The organism is Corallococcus sp. AS-1-12 (assembly GCF_020036995.1).
In the GTDB taxonomy this organism is placed as follows: Bacteria; Myxococcota; Myxococcia; order Myxococcales; family Myxococcaceae; genus Corallococcus.
Map to the genome: position 1 here is coordinate 463,108 of NZ_JAIQDD010000003.1, position 20,316 is coordinate 483,423.

Annotated in this window: 14 protein-coding genes; 5 read left to right on the forward strand and 9 right to left on the reverse strand. The window is 71.3% G+C overall.

Annotation, left to right across the window (positions count from 1 at the left end; all coding sequences use genetic code 11):
* Positions 1-11: 11 nt before the first annotated feature.
* The 9 genes from K8556_RS39435 to K8556_RS06785 form a co-directional block, all read right to left on the reverse strand.
* Entirely contained in the window at positions 12-1,775 is a 1,764-nt protein-coding gene (locus tag K8556_RS39435) for a serine/threonine protein kinase (RefSeq protein WP_370639891.1), read from the reverse strand.
* A 123-nt stretch (positions 1,776-1,898) separates the two neighbouring features.
* A complete protein-coding gene (locus tag K8556_RS06750) occupies positions 1,899-4,898 on the reverse strand; it encodes a choice-of-anchor D domain-containing protein (RefSeq protein WP_223739176.1) in 3,000 nt (999 codons plus the stop codon).
* A gap of 237 nt (positions 4,899-5,135) precedes the next feature.
* A complete protein-coding gene (locus K8556_RS06755) occupies positions 5,136-6,011 on the reverse strand; it encodes an alpha/beta hydrolase (protein WP_223739177.1) in 876 nt (291 codons plus the stop codon).
* Between the two features lie 53 nt (positions 6,012-6,064).
* A complete protein-coding gene (locus tag K8556_RS06760) occupies positions 6,065-6,256 on the reverse strand; it encodes a hypothetical protein (RefSeq protein ID WP_223739178.1) in 192 nt (63 codons plus the stop codon).
* 201 nt (positions 6,257-6,457) lie between these two features.
* Positions 6,458-8,383, reverse strand: a complete 1,926-nt coding sequence (locus tag K8556_RS06765) for an AAA domain-containing protein (protein WP_223739179.1) — start codon at positions 8,381-8,383, stop codon at positions 6,458-6,460.
* 61 nt (positions 8,384-8,444) lie between these two features.
* Positions 8,445-9,737: a chitosanase gene (locus tag K8556_RS06770; protein WP_223739180.1), complete on the reverse strand. Its 1,293-nt coding sequence runs from the start codon at positions 9,735-9,737 to the stop codon at positions 8,445-8,447.
* 97 nt (positions 9,738-9,834) lie between these two features.
* On the reverse strand, positions 9,835-10,707 hold the full coding sequence (locus K8556_RS06775) for a hypothetical protein (RefSeq protein ID WP_223739181.1): 873 nt from the start codon (positions 10,705-10,707) through the stop codon (positions 9,835-9,837).
* 8 nt (positions 10,708-10,715) lie between these two features.
* On the reverse strand, positions 10,716-11,258 hold the full coding sequence (locus tag K8556_RS06780; RefSeq protein ID WP_223739182.1) for a DUF350 domain-containing protein: 543 nt from the start codon (positions 11,256-11,258) through the stop codon (positions 10,716-10,718).
* Between the two features lie 52 nt (positions 11,259-11,310).
* Positions 11,311-13,845, reverse strand: coding sequence for an HYR domain-containing protein (locus K8556_RS06785; RefSeq protein WP_223739183.1), 2,535 nt, complete (start codon positions 13,843-13,845; stop codon positions 11,311-11,313).
* Positions 13,846-14,285: 440 nt separating this feature from the next.
* Between K8556_RS06785 and K8556_RS06790 the strand changes: the two genes are divergently transcribed.
* From K8556_RS06790 to K8556_RS06810, 5 genes are read left to right on the forward strand one after another with little or no spacing between them, the layout of a single operon-like run.
* A complete protein-coding gene (locus K8556_RS06790; protein ID WP_223739184.1) occupies positions 14,286-15,110 on the forward strand; it encodes an AfsA-related hotdog domain-containing protein in 825 nt (274 codons plus the stop codon).
* On the forward strand, positions 15,107-15,754 hold the full coding sequence (locus K8556_RS06795; RefSeq protein ID WP_223739185.1) for an isoprenylcysteine carboxylmethyltransferase family protein: 648 nt from the start codon (positions 15,107-15,109) through the stop codon (positions 15,752-15,754). Before K8556_RS06790 ends, K8556_RS06795 begins: the two co-directional genes overlap by 4 nt.
* Positions 15,742-16,704 carry an NAD(P)-dependent oxidoreductase gene (locus tag K8556_RS06800; protein ID WP_223739186.1) on the forward strand — a complete coding sequence of 321 codons (963 nt, stop codon included), beginning with the start codon at positions 15,742-15,744 and terminating at the stop codon, positions 16,702-16,704. Before K8556_RS06795 ends, K8556_RS06800 begins: the two co-directional genes overlap by 13 nt.
* Before the next feature lie 14 nt (positions 16,705-16,718).
* On the forward strand, positions 16,719-19,415 hold the full coding sequence (locus K8556_RS06805) for a PEP/pyruvate-binding domain-containing protein (protein WP_223739187.1): 2,697 nt from the start codon (positions 16,719-16,721) through the stop codon (positions 19,413-19,415).
* The gene (locus K8556_RS06810) at positions 19,412-20,311 is read left to right on the forward strand and encodes a hypothetical protein (protein WP_223739188.1); all 900 of its coding nucleotides are present in this window, start codon (positions 19,412-19,414) and stop codon (positions 20,309-20,311) included. The genes K8556_RS06805 and K8556_RS06810 overlap by 4 nt, the downstream gene beginning before the upstream one ends.
* Positions 20,312-20,316: the final 5 nt, after the last annotated feature.

Below are 20,316 nucleotides of genomic sequence, written 5' to 3' on the forward strand. Positions count from 1 at the left end.
CCGGCGGGAGCCTACTTGTCGGAGTCGGGCCCGGTGCCGCGAGCGGGGCGGCGGGCGGAGGACACGGAGCCTTCGGTGCGGCCCGTCTTCGCGGGCGCCTTGCCTCCGACGGAGTCCTCCGGCGCACGCACCGCCTTCGCGGCGGAGCGGCTCCCCGTCGCGTCGCCGGTGGCCTTCACGGCCTTCGCCGCCGAGCGGCTTCCGGGGGAGCCCTCGGCCGGACGGGATGCCTTCGAGCCCTCCGCGCGCACGGCGCCGAACTGGGCCGTGGAGGAGCGACCGGGCTCCGCGCGCACGGCGCCGAATTGAGCGGTGGACGAGCGGCCGGTCTCCGCGCGCATCGCGTCGTGCTTCGCGGTGGACGCGCCTGGGTCTTCAGCGCGCACGGCGTCATGCTTCGCGGTGGAGGCACGCGCCGCGTCCTCGCCGCGCACGGCATCGAACTTCCCGGTGGAGGCACGCGCGTCGCCGCGCATGGCCTCGTGCTTCGCGGTGGGGCGGCCCGCATCCTCGTCGTGCAGGGGCCGCGTGTCCGCGAGGCTCACGCCCGTGTTCTCCCGCGTCCTCACGGGCCGGGCCTCCGGGCGGCTCAGACCGGAGTTCTCCTTCGTGCGCGAGGTCCGCTCCGCGGCGGTCCCCATGCCGGAGTCCTCCGGTGACGCGGAGGCCTTCGTCGACGACTGGCTCACCGACGGCTCCGGCGCGCGCGGCGGCGTCTTCGCCGGGGCCTGCGCCTTGCCCGCGGACGGCGTCGTCCCGGCGGCCGGCGGCTTCGTGGACGCGGCGCCGCCCGGCCGGGCCATCAGGCGCGGGTCGAAGTAGATCATCGTCGGCTCGGCCGCGAAGCGCTCCTCCTCCAACTCGTCCGCGTACACGTCCCGCATGAACGCCGCCAGGTGCGCGCTGGTGCCGGACAGCTTCTCCTGCTGGAGGAACTCCTCCAGCGCCAACTGCAGCTCGCCCGCGGTGGAGAACCGGTCGTCCCGCTTGCGCGCCAGCGCCTTGAAGACGATGGGGTCCAACGACTTCGGAATCCCGGGCACCGCCTCCGACGGCGGGACGATCTTGTGCCCCACGACGGCCTTGAGCGTGGCCATCTCCGTCTCGCGCTTGAACAGGCGCCCGCCCGTCAGGAGCTCGTAGAACACCGTCCCCAGACCGAACACGTCCGAGCGCGCATCCAGCGGCTCACCCCGCGCCTGCTCCGGGGACATGTACGCGTGCTTGCCCTTGATGGTGCCCACCACCGTCTGCGACAGCTTGCCCTGCGCCTTCGCCACGCCGAAGTCGATGAGCTTCACGCCGCCGTTGAAGCCCACCAGCACGTTCTGCGGCGACACGTCCCGGTGGATGAGCGACAGCTTCCGCCCGGAAGGACTGCGCGCGTTGTGCGCCGCGTCCAGGCCCGCCGCCGCCTCCGCGATGATCCGGCACCGCAGGCCCAGCGGAAACCCGCCCGGGTGCGCCGACGCACGCGGCACCAGCGAACCCAGCGGCTCGCCGTGCACGTACTCCATCGCGATGTAGTACTGCCCGTCCACGTCCCCCATCTCGTAGATCTGCGCGATGTTGGGGTGGTTGAGCAGCGCCGCGATGCGCGCCTCGTCCAGGAACATCTGGAGGAACTCGTCGTCCTCCGACAGGTGGGGCAACAGCCGCTTCACCACCAGCAGCTTCTGGAACCCCACCGGCCCCTTCTGCCGGGCAAGGTAGACGGCCCCCATGCCGCCGGTGGCCAGCTTGCGCAGCAATTCATAGCGGCCGAACGTTTCCACTCCGGCCGTGACGATAGCCGCGTCAGCGCGGATCTCAAAAGCCCGGGCTTCCGCAAAAACGCGAACCGGGCCGGCCCCCCTTCAGGGACCGGCCCGGCCGCGCTGCGTCACGGACGCGTCCGCCTACGGCGTGGCGGAGCAGATGCTGCGGTAGCGGATCTCCACGGCCTGGCCCGGGGTGGGCACGGAGCCCGCCGCGAAGATGACCGCGTTGCGAGCCGGGTCGTAGGTCCACTGGTCCGCACCCAGCGTGCGGCCGTTCACGCGCACGCTCATCTCCGCGGTGCCGTCCGGCGTCGCGGTGAGGGGGAAGTCCGCCTGGGGCTCACCGGCCTGCTGGATGATGGGGTCCAGGAACCCCCGGTAGTCCCCCTCGCAGATGGAGCCCACGGAGCCGCCCGTGCCCCGGGCCACCGCGGCGAAGCGGTCCGCGTTGGCGCCCGCCGTGGAGCAGGACGTCCCGTTGGGGACGAGCGCGTGCAGGTTGCTGCGCTGGGACATGCCCGTGCCCTTCAGCGTCTGGAGGAACTGGATGTAGCTCTCCGGCTCGAAGCCGGAGTGGTCGTCCTCGTCCGCCAGCACCACCACGGCCATGCGGGCGGCGGCGCGGGTGAAGCCCAGGTTGCCGTCGTTGGGCTGCGGGGTGCGGACGTCGTCGGCCTGGTCGGACAGCGGGGCGGACAGGCCCTGGCGCATCGTCTCCAGGCCCTGCACCAGGTTGTGGCACAGGCCCACGTCGATGTTGGCCTGGATGGTGGTCGCCGCGTTGGCGCTGTTGCCGGACACCACGCGGGCGCGGCTGCCGTCCACCGGGAAGAGCCGGCCGGCCTCACCGCCGTTGGCGCCGCCGCCGCACAGCCCCGGGCGCTGCACCAGGCCCGTGCTGGTGACGCCCACGCGCACGTCCACGTTCAGCTCCTTGGCCCGCGCGAGCCACCCGGGGATCGCGCTGCGCAGGCGCTGCTGGTAGGGCTCCATGGTGGTGGTGTTGGAGACCACGAAGAGCACGTCCAGTTGGCTGTCGGTGCCCTGCGTGAAGCGGTCCACCTGGATGCCCTCGTGGTTGGTCTCCGCCAGCAGCGGGACGAGGAAGCGGTTCGCCTCCGCGTCCACCTGGAAGTACAGCGGGCTGTAGTGCTGGCCCAGCACGCTGCGGGCGTAGTCCACCTCCATCTCGAAGCCCTCGCCGGGCTGGAGCGTGATGGGCGACGTCACCGGCGTGCGCAGGGAGAACTGCTTGGACGTGCCGTTGCCGATGGTGGCGTCCCCCACGGTGAGCGGCTCGCTGCAGCGGTTGGAGAGGAACGTCGTGCGCGGCCGGGCCGGGCAGTCGTAGCGGATGGGCCCGAAGTCCACGAAGGACGGCGTGGCCACCAGGCACGACGGGTTGGACACCGCGTGGATGGGCAGCGTCACGGTGGGGTAGGCCGGGTTGTTGACGGTGAGCATCAGCTCGCCGTTGAACTCGCCGCCCGTGGTGGGCGCGCGGAAGGCAATCATGGAGCTGAAGGCCGTGTCGTAGAGCACCACGCCGCCCGTGATGGGGCCGCCCGGCATGGAGAACACGCCGCCGCCGTCATTGGACAGGTGCACGTTCTTGATGGCGCACTCGGCCCGGCCCGGGTTGCGGAAGTAGAAGCCCAGCACCGCGCCGCGGCCCGGCACCACGTTGGCGAACTCCAGCTTCGGCTGCGGCAGCAGCTCGTACACGCAGGGGCCGGACGCGCGGGCGCGGCCCGTCAGGGTGATGGCGCGCTCGGGCGTGAAGAGGTCGTTGGACTGCACGTAGAGCGTGGCGGTGAAGGTGCCCTCGTTCCGGGGCTCGAAGTAGACCTTCAGCTCCAGCGCGTCGTCGCCCGGTTGGATCTGCAGGCCGTTGGCCTCCAGCGTGGGCCAGGTGCCGCCCTTCCAGGGGTAGTCCTGCGTGCCGCGCGTGGGCGTGGCCACGTTGAACTGCACCGCGTCCCCGTCCGCGCGCACGCCGGTGAAGGTGAGCGGGCCGTTGCTGCCCGCGTTGGTGATGCGGATGACCTGCTCCACCTTGCCGCCCACCGGCAGCTCGCCGAAGTCCAGCGCCACCGGGGCCACGGCCAGCGTGGGCCGGCCGCCGCGCGCGTCCAGCATCACGCGCGACTCACGCGCCTTGTCGGACGCGTACGCCACGGTGAGGTTGCCCACGTTGGGGCCGGAGAAGCGCGCGGCGAACTCCATGCGCATCTCCACCACCTCGCCCGGCCGCACCGTGCTGCCCTCCGGCTTGGACAGCGCGGAGAAGGCCCGGTCGCTGGTGGCCAGCGCGGAGATGGTCACCGGGCGCCAGGTGATGTTGCGCGCGCGGGTGAAGGACTCGGTGCGCTCGTGCACCGGGATCTCGTCGAAGGGCACGGGCGCCGGGTCGAACACGAAGGCGCTCGCCACGGAGTTGCCCTTCAGGTCCACCACGGACGGGGTGCACGTCTCGCAGGAGACGACCTCCAGCCGCGCGCCCATCTGCCCCAGCGCGCGGGGCAGGTACTTCGTCTTCACCACCTGGGTGGTGTTGGGCGGGACGGTGATGGTGTCCGCGGTGAACGGATCCGCGTTCTCGCCCGCGACCTTCAGGGTCAGCGGCAGGTCCACCGGGTTGGTGACGGTGACCTCCAGCGTGCGGTCGCTGTCCACCTCCAGCGTCTCGTAGTCCAGCACCGGCGGGTTGACGCCGATGCGCGTGGGCGTGCCCAGGCCCTGCACGGGCACCTGCTGCAGGGCGCCCACGTTGGCGTCCGTCGTCACGCGCAGCGTCTCCTCCACCGGCCCCTCGGCCAGCGGGTGGAAGCGCACCTTGACGACGTGCGACTCGCCCGGCGGCACGCGGCCGCCGCCGTCCGTCAGCTCCACCTGGTAGGACGGGTTGTTGCCCAGCCCCAACGCCTCCAGCGCGGAGAAGGGCACGTAGCCGACGTTGCGGATGCGGACCTCCTTCTCACGCCACTCGCCCACCGGCACCTCGCCGAAGTCGAGCGCGTCCACGTCCAGCACCGCCGTGGCCTGCACCCCGCGCGTCTGGTCCTCCTCGTGACACGCCATCGTCCCCGCCACCAACGACGCCAGCAGGACGACCCGACCCCTCCACCCCATCACCATTGTCCGCTCCCCACCCTTCCCCACCACACGCACACGGATGCCCGGGACACGTGATCCAACTCGGGCTCCCCCTAATCAAGACCCGTGCCGGACGGGAGCGCCCCCCGTCAACCACCAGAAATCAGGGACTTGGCGGACGCTCCAGCGGCCAAGTGAGCGCTGGAGGGAACCGGGGTGCCCTGGAGGGTGAAAGGTTTTTCCCGACCCTTTGCCAACCTGCACCCCCAACTTTTCAGGTCATGAACTGGACGCTCCGGTCACGAAGGCGGCGATCGCGGCGGCGACGGCGGCGGGCTGCTCCAGGTGCACGTGGTGACCGCCTTCGAAGGAGCGGGGCGGGGCGGCCAGCGTGCGCAGGGCGGCCAGCCGCGCCTCCAGCAGCTCCGGGGCGGGGGACAGCCCCTGCGTGCCGCGCAGGAGCTGCACCGGGCAGGTGACGGCGGCCTCCAGCGCCAGCCACTGGGCCTCGTCGAAGCCCTGGCCGAAGCGGCGGCGGTGGCGCGGGTCGAAGGTGAAGGCGAAGTCGCCCTCCGGCGTGCGCCGGGTGCCATGGCGCGCGAAGAGCAGCGCCGCGTCCGGGGAGAGGGTGGGGTTCGCCTGACGCAGGCGCTCCGCGGCGGCCTCCACGGTGGGGTAGCGCTTGCGGTTGGGGGGCCGGCGCGCGTCGTCCAGGAAGCCGCGCAGCCGCTGCACGGCGCCCGCGGGCGGACCGCCGGAGGGCCCCAGGCTCTCAATGAGGGTCAGGCTCTGGACGCGCTCCGGGCGCGCGGCGGCGTACGCGAGCGCGACGATGCCGCCCAGCGAGTGCCCCACCAGGTGCACCGGCGGCAGGGCCAGCCCGTCCAGGGTGGCCTCCACGTCCAGCAGGTGGTCGCTGAAGTGGTACGCGGCGCCGGGGCCCGCGTGGCCGCTCTCGCCCATGCCGCGAAAGTCGAGCAGCACCGTGCGCCAGGCCTCGGGCAGGTGCTCGCAGAGCGGATCAAAGCTGTGGGAGTGGTCCAGCCACCCGTGGAGCATCAGCACCGCGGGGGCGCCCTGGGGGCCACGCTGCCGCACGTGCAGCGGCAGCCCTTCTGCGTCGACGGTGAGGGATTCGAATGCGGCGGCGGGCACGGGTGCCTCCTCGTGCCTCCACGCCTTACTCCGTCCCCCGGGTGCTGGCGACCCTACGCGACGGTGCTGGACGACGCCGCGGCCGGGCGCGGCGGGCCGCCGGTGTCCGGCTTGCCGAGCACCATGGCCAACTGCCGGGCCTGGCTCTCCGTGGCGCAGCGGTACTCCTGGGTCTTGCCGTTGGGCCGTTCAATCCGAATCACCCAGACGTCATTCTCCTTGGTCACCACAGGCGCTTGAGACATGCATTCCCTCCGTGTCCGGAAAGGAAAGCAGTCTTCGTGCCGACCCCTCGGATGGAGCCAAATGCCTGATTTCCGGCCGTCTCCCACGCCCGGCCGCCGAGCAGGTGACAAAATTCGTTCAGCGGGGCGACAAATTTCGCGCACCCGGGTCGCACTCCTTGCGTAGTCCTCCAGGGCAGGTCCGGGTCGTTGGGATGACAATCATTGTTCAGCGGGGTCCGGCCACTCCCACGCCGAGCGGTAGCCGCCGTCCGTCTGGGTGCCCTCGATGAAGCGCGCGTAGAAGGGGTGGCTGCTGAGGGTGGCGGAGTCGCCCACGACGAACAGGTGCCGGCGGGCGCGGGTGAGGGCCACGTTCATGCGGCGCAGGTCGTTGAGGAAGCCCAACTGCCCCTCGCTGTTGGAGCGGGTCATGCTCACCAGGATGGCGTCCTTCTCCCGCCCCTGGAACGCGTCCACGGTGTCCACCTCCACCTCCGGGTGCACGGCCTCCAGGGCCTCGCGCAGGTGGCGGGCCTGGGCGCTGTACGGGGCGATGACGGCGACCTCGCGCGGGGACAGGCCCCGCTCCAGGAGCTCGCGCACGCGGGCGATGACGTAGGTGGCCTCGCCCGGGTTGAGGAGGGAGTGCGTGGTGGGCTCCACCTCTTCGTCGAAGCCCTTGCCCGCGGTGTCCAGGTAGAGCACCGGCGGCGCGTCCACCTGGGCGCCCGAGCCGGAGTCGAGCACGCCGGACAGCGTGCGCTCCGCCACGGACGGGTGGGCGCGCAGCTCGCCGCCGTACATCTCCTGGGAGGGGAAGGCCATTATGGCGGCGTTCATCCGGTACTGCTCGCGCAGCATGCGCTTCACGTCGTCGCCGTGGTCCTGGAGCAGGCGCTCGAAGAGGCTCGTGCCCAGGCCCGCCTTGGCGGCCTCCTGGGACAGCACGGTGGGCGGCAACTGCTGGGGGTCTCCGGCGAGCACCACCTTGGGGGCGCGCAGGAAGCCCAGGAGGGCCAGCGGCTCCGTGGCCTGGGTGGCCTCGTCCAACAGGGCGCGGTCGAACTCCTCGCCCGCGAGCACGCCGGAGCCCAGGCTCGCGAGCGTCACGCACACCACGTCCGCGCGGGCGAGCACGGCCTTCACGGCCTTCTTCTCCAGCTTGCGCGCCTCGTCCATCAGGTCCTTGGCCTCGGCGGTGGAGGAGCGGGCGTTGGAGAAGCGCTCGCGGCTGCGGCCCTGGCTGCGCTGCCTGCGCGCGTAGCCGAAGAGGTCGAAGGCCTCGTCGAACAGGTCGCGGCTGACGACGCGGTCCGGGTGCTCCTCCACCACGATGTCCAGGGTGTGCTCCTGGAGGCGGGCGGCGACGCGCGCGGGGTGGCCCACGCGGATGGCGCGCAGGCCCTGCTCCAGGCACAGCTCCAGCAGGTGGTCCACCGCGGCGTTGCTGGCCGCCGTGCACAAGAGGCGCTCGCCTCGCGCGACGGCCTGGGCCGCCACCTCCGCCAGCACGGTGGACTTGCCGGTGCCGGGCGGGCCGTGGACCAGGAAGAAGTCCTCCGCGGCCAGCGCGCGCTTCGCGGCGTCCTGCTGCTCCGGGTTGAGCGGGCGGGTGGGGGTGAAGTCCTTCGTGTTGTCGAAGCGCGGGGGCTCGTTGCCCAGCAGCACCTCGCGCTTGTGGCGCTCCTGGCCCTTGTCCATGGCCTTCACGCGCTGGAGCCCCGCGCGCACGCGCTCGTAGGTGACGTCGTTGGGGACGACGTCCAGGCGCAGCAGCCCCTCGGACAGGTAGGCGGGCGGCTCGCGGTCGAAGGCGAGCTGGATGCGGGTGGAGGTGGCGCGCGACACGAGCGCCTTCGCGGGGTCCTTCACCTCCGCGCGGCGGGGCAGCACCGCCACCAGGTCGCCGTTGGACACGCGCGTGGGCAGCTTCCCCCGGTCCGCGCGGGCGAGCGTGAGGAGGATGCGGCCGCCCAGGCCCACCTCCTCCTCGACGGTCTCCAGGTCCAGCACGGACAGGCCCTGCTCCTCGCGCTCGCGCAGGGTGAGCCCTTGCGCGAGCGAGGTCATCCGGGCCTTCTCGGCCTCGCGCTCCTGGGCGAGCAGCGAGCCGAGCTTGTCGAAGAACGAAACGTCACGGGCCATGGCCCCAGGTCATGCCATCCCGGGGCGCCCGCCGTCACGGCCCGCGTGCCGGACCGTCCTGCTACTGGCAGGAATAGGTGTACGAGGACGGCGTGCTCCAGGTGCCGTCCGGGTTGATGTTGCGCACGGTGTAGCCGCTCGCCGGGTAGGCCGTCGTCCAGCAGTCGCGGGCGCGCACGTCGTTGCGCAGGGCGACTCCCAGGTCCCAGTTGCCGCGGCGGCGCTGCTTCTCGTACGCGGCCACGCGGTCCACCGCCTCCACCCAGGTGGAGTCCGCCGCCAGCACGTCGCGGCGCTTCTCCAGGAACTTCTGGAGCCACGCGCTCTCCGTGATGCCGTTGTAGCCCACCACCGGCGCCACCTGGCCGCTGTTGCCCAGGGCCGTGTTGGCCTTGCGGATGAGGTCCTTCATGCCGTCGAAGCCGTGGTTGATGGACGCGTCATAGAGCGCGGCCTTGGTGAGCGCCTGGGTGAGGCCCCACTTCGCGGCCTCGTTGATGGTGGGCGTGTAGTAGAGCGCGTCGCTCACCTGGTCCTGGCACTGCTTGAAGTCCGCCTTCGTGGCGGTGGTGTTGAAGCTGGCCGCCCAGTCCGCGGTCCAGTTGCCCACGGCGTCCAGCTCCGCCGTGGACGCCTGGGATTGGCCGGTGGACAGGAAGCGGTTGTTGATGACGGTGAGCGCGTTCCAGTACTTCGCCAGGCGGTTGCCATTGGCCTCCGTGCGCAGGGCCCGGTAGCACTCCACCACCTGGATGGCGTCGCCCGTGCCGGTGCAGAAGCCCGCGCGCCCGTTGGTGTAGCCGCGCCCGTCGAAGATGTTCTCCGAATAGGCGTAGTCCAGCGTGGGCGTGTCGTTCTCCCAGATGCTCGTCAGCCCTTCGGCCACCTTCTTCTGGTTCGCCGTGAGGCCGGAGCCGCCAGGGGACGTGCCGCCGCAACTGTCGGACTGGACCTTCACGTTGGCCGCGGTGAAGGACACGTTGGAGTTGGTGGAGTAGTTGAACGTGTAGGACGCGCCCACCGCCACCGTCAGCGACGACGTGCGCGTGAAGGTGCACGTGCGGCCTGACTGCGTGTGCGTCCAGCCGGGCTGGTCATCGTCGCACGTCACCCCCGAGGGCACGTCGAGCGCGATGACCGGGTTGGCGATGGCCACCGTCCCCGTGTTCTTGAAGACGAGCGTGCCCCAGTAGTCCGGCCCGTCGTACGTGTTCGTCGTCACCGAGTGCGTGCACGCGCCCAGCGCCTGCTCCACCGTGCTCGGAGCCGCCGTGTCCCCGGCGCCGCCACAACCCCCCGCCAGCGCCACCAGCCCCGCCGTGAGGCCCATCATCCACGTCCGTGAAGCCGCCATGTGCCTGCCCCCATTTGGGTAGACGGGATGCCCGCGCTCGACGAGCATCCCGGATAGAGCAGGAATAGCCGTATTCGATGCAAATCTCCAGCGGCGCTCAGCCCTGGACGTCCGGCAGTGGAAGCACCCGCCACAACTGCGGCTTGTCGTACTGGGGCGGAATCATCCCCAGCGGCCAGCCTTCGGCGGTGAGCTCCGCGTACTGGTACGCGCGCCCCGCGAAGGGGATGCGGGTGCCGGTGCCGGGCAGCCCCACGCCGATGGCCGCGTGCGCGAGCGCGTCCGAGTAGAGCATCACCGCGTCCACGCCCACCTGCCGCAGCAGCATCAGCGCCAGCACCGCCTTGGAGTCGCAGTCGCCGCGGTCCTGCGCGGGCACCAGCCCCGGCGGGACGATGCCGAAGGGCTCGTCGCCGGGCAGCTCGTAGCGGATGCGGCGCACGAAGCCGAGGATGAGCTCGGTGGCCTGCGCCGCGTCCAGGTCGCGCTCGCGGATGGAGGTGGCGAAGCGCTCGCCGAGCACGCGCACCGGCTCCGCGTTGCTGCGCATCAGCTCCGCGTAGATGCAGCGCATGTCCGTGCCGCAGCCCGGCGGCGCCACGTAGGTGAAGCGCTCCGGGCCCATGGCGCGGTAGCGCAGCCGCACGCTGTAGTCGCGGTGCGCCTGCTCCAGCCCGCGCTCCATCGCCTCTCCCAGCCCGTAGGCCAGTTGCTGACGGGCGGGCTCCATGCCGTCCACGCGCCAGTCATAGGACCTGGCCCGCTCCGGCGGCGTGTCCTCCGGCACCAGCACCACGCCCAGGTCCCGCATCGCCTCCTGGGGGTCCGCGGGGGGAGCCTCCGTCGGTGGCCGGGGGGGATCCGGGAGCCGGCCCGCCTTGCGGCCGACCCCGAGCTCCCAACTGGCGAAGGCCATGAGCGCGCCCACCAGCAGGAGCGACAGCAGCGTCTTCCACGCGCGCGCGGCCATGGGGTGGCTCAGGCGGGCGCGCGCAGCACCCCGGTGGGGAGCTGCGGGAAGGGGATGAGCCCGTTGAGCGCGGCCTGGAGGCCCGGGGCGGTGAGCAGCGCGATGACCAGCAGGAAGGCGCACAGGAGGAGCGCGGCGGCGATGTTGCCCTTGCGCACCTCCGCCAGCTCCTCGATGCCCGGCGTCATCTTGTCGAACAGCCGCACGCCCAGGGCGAGCACCGCCACGCCCACCGCCAGCGACAGCGCCACGTGCACCAGCGCCAGGCCCAGCAACTGGAGCACCGACATGGCGGACACGGGCGGGTTCTGCACCGCCAGGTCCACCGCGTCGCCCGTGGCCTTCAGCGCGTGCTGCACGAGCAGGCCCAGCGACACGAGGCTGGTCGCGTGCACCAGCCCGGAGGCGACGTTGCCCTGGCGCAGTTCCTCCACGGGGTGGCTGTCCAGGAGGCGGCTCAGGCCGCGCATGCTCAAGCCGATGCCGAGCGCGGCCACGAGTCCGCCGAGGACGACCTTCATGAGTCCGACGACGAAGAGGGTGAGGTCCATGGGGGCGCTGGGGACTGTAGCGGAAGTCCCCCTCGCCGCCACGGCTCATGGCTCACGCGCGCGGCTTGCCGTCCTTCAGACGGCGGCTGAGCGTCCAGGCGAGGGCGACGAGCGCGGCCCAGCCCACCGCCGACTCCGGGCCGCCGCCCACCGAGCAGCCCATGCCCTGCCGCATGTCGCTCGTCGGGTCGTACTGCACGGTCACCTGGAAGTTGCAGAGCGCCGCGTTGCCGGCCGCGTCGATGGCGGTGACCTGCACCGCGTGCAGGCCGGGCGCGAGCGGCGTGCCCACGACGGGGCTGTAGGAGATCTCCGTCCCGGACACGGCGTCCGCGGCGGTGGCGTCCGGGTACGCCGCGCGGGTGCCGGACATCACCGCGGTGGTCAGCGTCTGGTCCTGCGGGCAGGTGAGCACGGGCGGGCGGGAGTCGCGCACCCGCACCTGGATTTCGCAGGAGGTGCTGTTGCCCGCGTCGTCGGTGCTGACGACCTGCACGCGGGTGAGGCCCAGCGGGAACAGGTCCCCGGACGCGTGCGTGCTGGTGACGGTGACCTTGCTGGAGATGCTGTCGGTGGGCGTGGGCTCCGGCCAGTACGCGTGCGCGCCGTCGGGCCCCTCCGCCTCCACGCGGACCTCGCTCACCTTGCAGGCGCCGGTGGGGGCCTGTCCGTCGAAGACGGTGACGGGGAAGGCGCAGGTGGTCTCGTTGCCGGCCGCGTCCTTCGCCGTCATGTTCACCTGGGTGGTGCCCAGGGGCAGCATGCTGCCGTTCTCCGGGCTGTAGGTGACGAGCACCTTGGAGCCCGACTCGTCCTGGATGTTCAGGGTCGGGTAGTAGAAGGTCGCTCCGCGAGCGGACCGCGTGCCCAGGGACAGTTGCGTCGGGCAGCCGTTGATGGCGGGCCCCGTCAGGTCCCGTGACGTCATCACGGTGGAGCAGTACGCGAGCCGGCCCGTCGCGTCCTCGGCCCGGGTGGTGACGAGGACGGGCTGGTGGAGCGGCAGCAGGCTGGAGTCCGGATGGGTGGTGCGCACCGTGGCCGCGAGCGCGCTGGTCAGCACCGGCGCCAGGCCCTGCGTCAGGGTCCCCTCGGGGCGGTTGGCGGGCACGTCCCGGGTGGCCGGGCACACGAAGGTCGGCGGCGCTTCATCCCGCTCCATCCGCCACAGCGCGCGAGGCGTCCACGGGTCGCCGGCCGTCGTCAGCAGCGCCCCCTGCAAGGACACCAGCCCCGAGGCCAGCGCGGACAGGTTGCCTGAAGGAAGCCACGTCAGCCGGGCCGTGCCCGCCCCGGTGCCATCCGTGCGCCACAGCTCGCTCGCCCCCGCCTGCGTCGTCACGATGAAGGCGAGCCCGTCCTCCCACGGCGTGAAGCCGCGCACGGACTCCACTCCGTACGCGGTGGGCCGGGAGAGGTGCACGGTGCCGGCCTCGGTGCCGTCCGTCACCCACAGCGAGTCACCGGAGGCGGCGCCCCGCGCCACCACGAAGACGCGGCTGCCCGCCGGGACGAGCGTCACGCCCGGAGGCCCCTCGAGCATCGACCGGGGCAGCGTCTTCACCGGCAGGGTGCCCGCCTCGGTGCCATCCGTGCGCCACAGCTCGATGCCCTCGGGCGTGCCGGTCACGAGGAAGAGGAGCGAGCTGCCCAGCGCGGTGAGGTGGTGGACGCTGGGGCCCGCCGTGGTCGTGGGCTTGAAGCCGTGGACGAGGACGGTGCCCGCTCCGGTGCCGTCCGACTTCCACAGCGCGCGGCCGTGCGTGGCGTCCTCCGCGGTGAAGTAGAGCGTGTCGCCCACGGCGGTGAGGTGTCGCGGCAGGGAGTCGCCGACGCCGGTGTGGAGGTCCCGCACGAGCGCCGTGCCCGCCTCGGTGCCATCCGTGCGCCACAGCTCGAAGCCCTGCTCCGTCTCCGCGGAGAAGAAGACGGTGTCCCCCACGCGCGCGAAGCCGTTCGCGTTCGCCGTGGCGAGCCCCGGGTAGATGTCCTTGACGGGCACGGTGCCCTCGGCGGTGCCGTCAGACTTCCAGAGGTCGAACTCCGTCTCGCCCATGCCCGCCGGGGCGAAGAGCACGGAGTCCCCGAACACGAAGACGGGCGCCTGGAAGGCCACGCCGTCGAGCCGGCCCGGGTTGAGCTCACGCGTGACGTGCGTGCCCTCGCGCGTGCCGTCGCTCGTCCACAGCTCACGTCCGGTCTCCGCCGACGTCGCGGTGAAGAACAGGCGGTGCGGCGTGGCGCGCAGCGAGCCCGGGTCGATGCGCGCGCCGGAGGGCAGCAGCTCCTCCTGCACGGAGCGGGTGCCCGCGGGCGTTCCGTCGGTCACCCACAGGTCCTGGATGTAGGGGCCGGCGCTGCCGTCGCCCGGTGTGGCGAGGAAGTAGAGGCGTCCGTTCAGCTCGGCCGTGGCCTGCGCGCCGGGGCGATTGAAGTCAGGGAGCAACTGGGGCGTGGAGGTGAGGTCCACCAGGCGGCGCACGCTCACCGGATCCATCTGGGCGGGCTCGGCCCGCGCGAACGCCGGGGCCGCACCCACCGCCAACGACAACGCCGAAAGCCACGCACGACCGCTGACAATCCCCATGCCCGCCCCTCCACGCCCGCCCGCCTGCCAACTGTCCCGCTGGGGGCGCACCGTCATCACGCCCCCGCCGGGCTACAACCCGCGACCTGTCCGACTGTCCGACAGGTTGCGCACCGCCGGCGCCATGCCAGGGGCATCTGTTCACCACCGGTCGCCGCCCTCGGGCGCGGAGGTGCTTCTACCTGGGCGGTGGTGGGGAGAAGCGGGAGGCGCGGATCCGCCGCGCACCGGACTCTCCCGAGGGGCGGTGGGCCCGGGGCCGCACCGGCCGTCTCAATCCAAGACTCATTTCGCGACGTGTCATGATGGTTCATGAGACAGGCCCGCGAATCCCTCCGGGTCTGGTGCCCTGGCTCGTAAAAACGGGCCTTCCCCGGTTCTCGTGTTGAGACATCGCGATACCTAGACTGTCTTTCCCCCTCGGTTGGAGAAAGGCAGACATGGATTCCGTTCCCAGTCATCCCGAGCGCCGCTTGCGGGTGGCGTCGCCGGAGGCCGTCCCGTTCCTGCTCGTGCCGGAGCCCCTGCTGCCGGAGGTCGAGCACCCCTGTCGCATCCCGGTGAAGGACGTGGAGGAGGCGGAGTTCCTGGCCGCCGTGCTGCAAGAGCACTGCGGCCTCTACCTGGGCGAGCGCGCCGCCGGGTTCCCCGCGCTGGCGGAGTGGGCGGACGCCACGCCGGTGGGCGTGCGCGTGGGGAGACCCTGGAAGAAGGAACCGCCGGAGAACGTCTCCGAGCTCCTGGCCCGCATCCCCGTGCGCAACCCCGTCTCGGAGGGGCGACAGTCCTTCACCGGGGCGGAGCAGGCCCGGCCGCTGGAGCGCATCGACCCGGTGCTCGTGCACAAGCGCGACCCGGCGAACGTGCTGCTCGCCAACGCGTGCCGGGTGGGGGCGCTGCATCAGTTCAACGCGTTCACGGACTCGCCAGAGTTCGTCTTCGACCATCCCTCCGAGCACGTGCAGGGGATGCTCCTCACGGAGCTGGCGCGGCAGGCGAGCATCGCGGCCATCCACGGCGTGGGGCTGCCCTTGGACTGGTCGCTCATCATGACGCGCCTGACGCTGGAGTTCCGGCGCTTCGTGCGCAACGACCTGCCGGTGGTGATCCGCACCTTCTCCAGCTTCCGGCTCCCGGAGTGGGCGGAGCCGGTGCGCAGCGAAGGGCGCCGCAACCGCATGTGGATCGCCGTGCAGGGCTGGCAGGAGGACATCTGCTGCTACTCGGGGCTGATTGGCGCCGTGAGCGCGAAGGCGGCGTCATGAAGGGTCTGCACCGCTGGATGCCCACGCTGCTGCTGGTGACGGGCGTGGGGCTGCTGATTCCGCTGGGCTCGCGGCAGGTGCTGCGCACGCCGGAGGACAGCCGGCCCATCGCGGCCCTGATGCTGGGCCTGTACCTGACGTGGATGCTGGTGGAGAGCCGGGTGACGCTGCGGGAGACGCGCAAGCCCACCGCGGAGCGGGACAGCGCCACGCTGGAGCTGTATGCGATAGGGCGCCTGGCGACCCTCCTGTTGGCGGTCGCGTTCCCCACGTTGGAGTGGGGGCCGGTGCCGCGAGCGGTGGGGCTGCTCTGCTTCATCGCCGGGGTGTCGCTGCGGCTCACGGCCATCCGCGCGTTGGGGAAGGCCTATTCGCACCGGGTGCGGCTGCCGGACGCGAGCCTGCTCGTGACGGAGGGCGTGTACCGGAGGCTCCGGCACCCGGCGTACACCGGCATGTTGCTGGCGCACGTGGGCTACCTGCTGGTGTTCCCCGCGGTCGTGGGCATCGCCGTCTTCGCGCTGCTGTTCGTCCCGGCGGTCCTCCTGCGCATCCGGCACGAGGAGCGGCTGCTGCTGGGCTCCTTCCCGGGCTACGCCGAGTACGCGGCGAGCCGCAAGCGGTTGGTCCCATGGGTCTGGTAGGCGGCTTCGGCGTCGTGCTCACGGGCGCGACCGGCATGGTGGGGCAGGCCTTCCTGCGCCAGCGCGGAGGGAATCCCGTGCACGCGCTGGTGCGCTCGCCCGACGGCCGCGAGTGGGGAGACGGCGTGCACGTCGTGCGGGGAGACCTGCACGGCATTCCAGAGGCGTTGTTCCCGTCGTATCCCTACGTCGTCCTGCACCTGGCCACGAAGCAGCGGGACACGGACGGCACGGGCTACGAGCGGACCAACGTGGACGGCACGCGGCGGCTCCTGTCTCGACTCACGGGGGATTGCCGGGGTGTCCTCTTCGGCAGCTCCATGTCTGTCTATGGCGCGGGGCCCCACCGGGGCGTGAAGGAGGACCATCCGCTCCGGCCCGTCACCGCCCTGGCCCGCTCGCGCGTGGCGGCCGAGGACGTCATCACGGAGCACGCGGTCCGGACGGGGCGTCACGCGGCGCTGCTCCGGCCGCGCTTCCTGCTCGGGCGTGGGGACCGGTTCGTCCTGCCCGCGATGGTGAAGCTCCTGAAGCAGGGCGTGCAGGTCGGGCACGACGCGGTGGGGTGCTCGGTCATCGACGTGGATGACCTGGGGCGAATCCTCTGGAGGCTCGCGCGGCGGATGGTGGAGACGCCGCGCCCCGAACAGCAGGCGTTCAACGTCGCGTACTCACGCCCACTGCTGCGAGGCGAGTTCCTGGGCACGGTGGGGCGGGGGCTGGGTTTGCCTCCTCCGCTCGTGAAGGTCCGGGCTCCCGGGTGGGTGCCGCGACTCATGCGGGAGGTCCCCAGCCGGAGGGCCCGGGCGGTGGCCGAACGTCTGGAGTTGCTGGTCCATTCACAGTGTCTGGATGTCTCGCGGCTCGCGGCGGTGCTCGGGCCGGAGGACCTGTTGGCGAGGTCCCCGGTGGATGCCCTGCGAAGCGCGCTCAATGACTTTCGTCCCTGAAGGAATCCCCTGTCATGCCTTCCCCCCAACCGCTCGTCTCGATGACCGAGGCCGGTGACCCGCGACACGTCGGCCAGAAGTTCGCGCGCCAGCAGCACCTGGCGAAGCACGGCTTCCCGGTCCCCGAGTTCTTCTGCCTCACCACCACGATGTTCCAGGAGGTGGCGGCGCCCCTCCAGACCGACATCGACCGGCTCACCACGGCGGTGGACCGGACGTCGCATCAGGACATCCGCCGCGTGGCGGAGGAGATTGAGAAGCGCTTCCTCCAGGTGCCGCTGGGCGCCGAGCGCGAAGCCACCCTCCTGGCTGCCTTTGACCGGACCTTCGGCGAGGAGGGCATGGTGGCCGTGCGCGCCTCCGTGGTGGGCCGGGCACTGGAGGAGAGCGAGGACTCGGAGACGGATCCGTTCGCGGGGGTGAGCTCCACGTTCCTCTACGTGCGGAGGGACATGCTGCTGGACCGCATCCGCCGCTGCTGGGCCTCCGCCTATACGCCGGAGGGGCTCATCTACCGGCTGGCGCAGGGACGTGACGTCCGGGGGCTGATGGTGGCGGTGGGAGTGCAGCGGATGATTCCGGGCCGCCGTTCGTTCGTGGTCTTCACGTGCGACCCGAAGACGACGGAGCGGCGCACGCTGGTGGTCGCGGGGCACGGCATCGGGGAGGGCGTGGTCCAGGAGAAGGTGGGGGTGGACCACTACTTCATCCACCCGGAGACGGGCCGCATCGACCGGGAGCTGGGACACAAGGCGGACATGCTCTGTGAGAACCCGGAGCCCGGAGGCGAGCTGGTCCGCCGCCCCGTGCCGGAGCCCCTGCGGGACGCGCCGTGCCTCACGGACGAGGAGCTGAAGCGGCTGGCCGCGCTGGCGAAGGACATCGAGCGCAGCTTCGGCCTGCCCCAGGACATCGAGGGTACGTTCACGGAGGACGGCACGCTGCACGTGTTACAGGCGCGGCCCATCGCCTTCGACTTCCGGAAGATCCGTGTGTGGGGTTGCGGAAACGTCTCGGAGAGCTTCCCGGGCGTCACGACGCCGCTGACGTACTCGCTGGCCAGCTACTTCTACGAGGTCATCTTCTACGACCTGCTGCGCCGCATGAAGGGCGCGGACGCGAGGGTCCTGCACGACCAGACGCCCGCGTTCCAGAACATGCTGGGGTTCATCGACGGGCGCGTCTACCACTCGCTGTCGAACCTGATGCACGTCAATGGCATCAACCCGTTCATCGCGGCGACGTCCATGCGGGACCTGGAGGACGTGCTCCAGCGGGACGCCTCGCTGGTCATCCGGCTGCCGGGCCACCGTGAGAGCTTCCCCAGCACCGCGAGCTACGCGTACGCGCTGGGGCGTTCGGCGCTGGGAGCGCTGAGCGTCACCGCGACGTTCCAGCGGGACTTCGAAGCGTTCGAAGCGTGGTGGAAGCGGACGCTCGCGGGGCTCCGGGCCCTGCCGGTGGAGAAGGAGGACCCGCTGGTCCTCATCCATCACTTCCGGCGTGTCTGGACGGAGGTGGGGAACTGGTGGGGGCTGACGCTGATCAACCACTGGTACATCAACACGTGCTTCGGCCTGGCGCGCAGGCTGCTGCTCAAGTGGACAGGGGAGGATCCCAGCGCGTTGCTGGTGGGTCTGATGTGCGGAGCGAAGCCGGACGCGGGCACCCACGCGCTGCTCTCCGCGGTGGCGCTCGCGGAGATGGTGCGCGCGGACCCGGCGCTGGCGAAGCGCTTCGACGCAGGGGAGGCGGAGTCGCTCTGGCGGAGCATCGACGCCGGGGATGTGCCACCCGCGTTCGCCCGAGCCTTCCGTGAGCACCTGAACGAGTTCGGAGACCGGGGAGTGCAGGAGCTGAACGTGGAGCGCCCGAACCTGCGGGACACGCCCTGGGACCTGGTGCGAGTCGTCCAGTCCTACGCGCGCACGTCCGTGACGCGTGAGGAGTTGAGGGCGTCGGACAGGGCCAGGCGCACGGAGGCGGAGGCGCAGTTGGCCACGCTCCTCCAGGGGCACCCGCTGCGGAAGCTGGCCATCGAGCAGCTCCTGGCGGGGCTGAGGACGGTGATTGGCCTGCGCGAGGACAGCCGGTTCTGGCGAGGCCAGCTCTTCGGATTCAGCAAGAAGGTGTTCGCGGCGCTCGGTCAGCGGATGGCGGAGCGGGGCGTGCTGGATGCACCGCTGGACGTGCATTACCTCACGATGCGCGAGGTGCTGGACCACTTCGAAGGTCGCAGCGTCACGAGGAGCCTGGGCGAGCTCGCGAGGCTGCGGCGGAGGGAGCAGCAGGAGAACCAGGAGCGCCAGCCGCCAAGGGACTTCACCACGGTGGGCAGCGTGGCGGACGGCATCCCGAGGGTCGTGGAGGCCGCGAGCGACAACGCCTCGCTGTTCAAGGGGATCGGTTCAAGCGCGGGCATCGTGGAGGGGAACGCGCGCATCGTGCTGGACCCGGGAGCGGTGGGCACGCTGGGCAAGGACGACATCCTCATCGCGAAGGAGACGGACCCGGGCTGGCTGTTCCTGATGCTGGCCTCGGGAGGCATCGTGGTGGAGCGCGGCAGCATGCTGTCGCACACGGCCATCGCGGGCCGGAAGTTCGGCATCCCCACGGTGGTGGGCGTGGCGAACGCGACCACGCGCATTCCGGATGGGGCCAGGGTCCGCGTGGATGGTTCCACGGGGACGGTCACGCTGGTGGCGGCATGAGCAGGACCGTCATGGAGCGGGCAAGGGCGACGCTGCGCTTCTCGGTGCAGCGCTACCCGCCGCTGTTCTACCTGCTGGTGATCTCGCTCTGGTGCGTGAGCCTGGACGGGATGTTCGGAGTGCTCGACGGGGGAGGGGGGCTGAAGTTCTCTCCGGACCTGCTGCACGTCGCGCTGAGCATCTTCGGCGTGGGCTACTTCATGCGCATCGTGGATGAGCTGCGCGACTACGAATACGACCTCGTCCACAACCCCAACCGGGGCCTGGCGAAGGGAGACGTCAGCTTCGGGGACCTGTACGTGGCGCTGGGGCTCAACGCGGCCGTGTTGCTGGGGGCGAATCTGGCGGTGTCGTGGGTGAGGGCCGCCATCCTGCTGGGGATCATGGTGCACGCGCTGGTGCTCTGGGCACTGGAGAAGCACTGGGTCGCGTACCAGCGCAGCATGTTCCTGATGATTGGAATCGCCATCCAGCTCCACGTGGGCCACGGCCTCTACGTCTGGGTGGCGCACGCGGAGCGCACGGGGAGGCCCCTGAATCCAAACGGGCTGCTGGCCATCCTGGGAATGGTCTTCCTGTACCTGCACTGGGAGGTGATGCGGAAGACGGCGTGGCCGGGGACGACGAAGCCAGGGGAGAAGCTCTACAGCGACGAAGTGGGCTCCATGGCCAGCGCGGTGATTGCCTTCGCGATGATGGCCGGAGCGTCAGGGCTCTACCTGTGGCTGACCAGGGGCTGGCTCTTCCTGCTGCCCTTGGGAATGGCGGTCATCAACCTGACGCTGTTCTTCAAGAACCGCCGGCCCCGCGCGCTCTCGGGACGGCTGGCGGCCCGGAGCTACTTCGCGTTCCTCTTCGTCATGTTGATGTGCGCCTTCACTTTGGGTGTTGGTTGAGTGGC